Origin of the sequence: Amaricoccus sp. (assembly GCF_036846665.1) — a bacterium.
Taxonomy (GTDB): Bacteria; Pseudomonadota; Alphaproteobacteria; order Rhodobacterales; family Rhodobacteraceae; genus Amaricoccus.
In genome coordinates, this window is record NZ_DAIUBO010000369.1 from 1 (window position 1) to 2,448 (window position 2,448).

General features: G+C 70.7%; 2 protein-coding genes. One reads left to right on the top strand and one right to left on the bottom strand.

Annotated elements, in window-relative coordinates:
• Nucleotides 1-204: 204 nt before the first annotated feature.
• Nucleotides 205-849 (bottom strand): TetR/AcrR family transcriptional regulator, encoded by a 645-nt coding sequence (locus tag V7050_RS20355; protein WP_324369761.1) that lies wholly within the window; start codon nucleotides 847-849, stop codon nucleotides 205-207.
• A gap of 116 nt (nucleotides 850-965) precedes the next feature.
• Between V7050_RS20355 and V7050_RS20360 the strand changes: the two genes are divergently transcribed.
• A partial coding sequence (locus V7050_RS20360; RefSeq protein ID WP_324411191.1) for an NADH:flavin oxidoreductase occupies nucleotides 966-2,448 on the top strand: 1,483 nt, incomplete at its 3' end.

A 2,448-nucleotide genomic window follows, 5' to 3' on the forward strand; every position in this document is an offset into this window, starting at 1 on the left:
CAAATCCGCGCGCGCCTGCCTGCCCCCGGCAGGCGCGACAAGCGCGCCCGCCCAGACAGGCGCGCGCGGATTGCCCACCGCCTTTGAAATCCAACCCCCTTCGGCCTTCGCGCTCGCGCGCTCCGGCCGACGAACCGGCGCGAGGCAATGCCTCGCTATTGCCGGTTCGCGGCGCCCTACCAATTGATTCTGCCGAATGCCGGCTCAGGGCCCGGGCCGGTATCCGAAGCGGGCGTAGAACCGCGCCAGTTCGCGGTCGGCGGGCGCCTGGCCGGCGAAGGTCTTCACATAGGCGGGGATGCGGCCCATGCGGGTCGCCAGGGTTTCGCGGACCTGCATGGCGATATAGCCGATCTGCACCAGATAGACGGTGCGGGCGCGCACGTCGGCCTCGTCGGGCGGCAGGCCGAAGCGCGCGAACATCGCGCGGATCGCCGCGAGGCGGCGGTCGTCGGCGGCGTTCACGCGCGCGGTCACCGCCTCGGATTGATGCGCCCAGCCGCGGACCGCGAAATCGAGCTGCGGCGCGAAATCCGCCTCGTCGAGGAAGACGGCGATCAGGTTCAGCACCGCCTCGGTCAGGGTCTCGGCATAGGCATCGCAGCCGGCGACGAGGCTCGCGGTATTGCGTGCCTCCCAGCGTTCGAGCAGGGCGTCGAGGAGCTCGGTGCGGTCCCGGAAGAACCAGTAGAAGCTGGTGCGCGACAAAGCGAGCCGGGCGGCGAGGGGCCGGATCTTGACCGCATCGACGCCGCCTTCGAGGAGCGCGTCGCAGGCGGCGTCGAGCCAGAGCTCGCGCGACCCGCGCCAGCCGGTGGTCTTCTCCTCGGTCTGCGCCGGCGCATCCATGGGGCCAGCCTAGCCGCGGGGCGAGTGGATCACAAGGGAAATAGTCACAGATGAACGATAAGTTGACATTAGTGTACATTTCTGGCAAGGCGGCGGCGCGCCACAGGGAGACGGCCATGCACGACGATCCCCTCCTGCAGCCCTACCAGCTGAAGCATCTGACGCTCCGCAACCGGCTGATGGTCACCAGCCACGAGCCGGCCTATCCCGAGGACGGCATGCCGAAGGCGCGCTACCGGGCCTATCACGTCGAGCGCGCGCGGGCGGGTCTCGCCCTGACGATGACCGCGGGCTCGGCCTCGGTGGCGCGCGACAGCCCGCCGGTCTTCAACAACATCCTCGCCTGGAAGGACGAGGTCGTCGGCTGGCTGCGGGAGCTCGCCGACGAATGCCACGGGCACGGCTGCGCGGTGATGATCCAGCTCACCCATCTCGGCCGCCGCACCCGCTGGGACAAGGCCGACTGGCTGCCCGTCGTCTCCGCCGGCCATGCGCGCGAGCCGGCGCATCGGGCGTTTCCCAAGAAGGCCGAGGACTGGGACATCGCCCGGATCATCGGGAATTACGCCGATGCGGCCGAGCGCATGAAGGCGGCCGGCCTCGACGGCATCGAGCTCGAGGCCTACGGCCATCTGATGGACCAGTTCTGGTCGCCGCTGACCAACCACCTCGACGCTCCTTGGGGCGGCAGCCTCGACGACCGGCTGCGCTTCACCTTCGAGACGCTGCAGGCGATCCGCGACCGGGTCGGGCCCGAGTTCATCGTCGGCATCCGCTATTCCGGCGACGAGGGCCTGCCCGGCGGGCTGACGAAGGCGGACGGGCTCGAGATCTCGCGCCGCCTCAAGGCCAGCGGCCTGGTCGATTTCCTGAACGTGGTGCGGGGCCATATCGACACCGACGCCGGGCTGACCGACGTGATCCCGGTGCAGGGGATGCGCAGCGCGCCGCATCTCGACTTCGCCGGCGAGATCCGGGCGGCGACGGATTTCCCCACCTTCCACGCCGCCAAGATCCAGGACGTCGCCACCGCGCGCCATGCCATCGCCTCGGGCAAGCTCGACATGGTCGGCATGACCCGCGCGCATATGGCCGACCCGCATATCGTGGCGAAGATCCTGGCCGGCGAGGAGGACCGGATCCGGCCCTGCGTGGGCGCGAATTATTGTCTCGACCGCATCTATCAGGGCGGCGCGGCCTTCTGCCTCCACAACCCGGCGACGGGCCGCGAACTGACCATGCCCCATGCGGTGCCCAAGGCCGCGGCGGCGCGGCGGGTGGTGGTGGTCGGCGCCGGTCCCGCGGGGCTCGAGGCGGCGCGGGTCGCGGCGCTGCGCGGGCATGCGGTGACCGTGCACGAGGCGGCGAAGGATCCGGGCGGTCAGATCCGGCTGACGGCCCGGACGCCCCGGCGCCAGGAGATGATCCAGGTCGTGCAATGGCGCTTCGCCGAATGCGAGCGGCTGGGCGTCGCCTTCCGCTTCAACAGCTTCGCCGATGGCGAGGCGGTGCTGGCCGCCGACCCGGAAGTGGTGATCGTCGCCACCGGCGGGCCGCCCCATACCCAGGGGCTGGCCCCGGGCGGCGGGCCCGTCGTCT

What these genes read in the sequence shown, in the direction of transcription:
- V7050_RS20355 (WP_324369761.1), bottom strand. Translation starts at nt 849, where the DNA reads ATGGATGCGCCGGCGCAGACCGAGGAGAAGACCACCGGCTGGCGCGGG.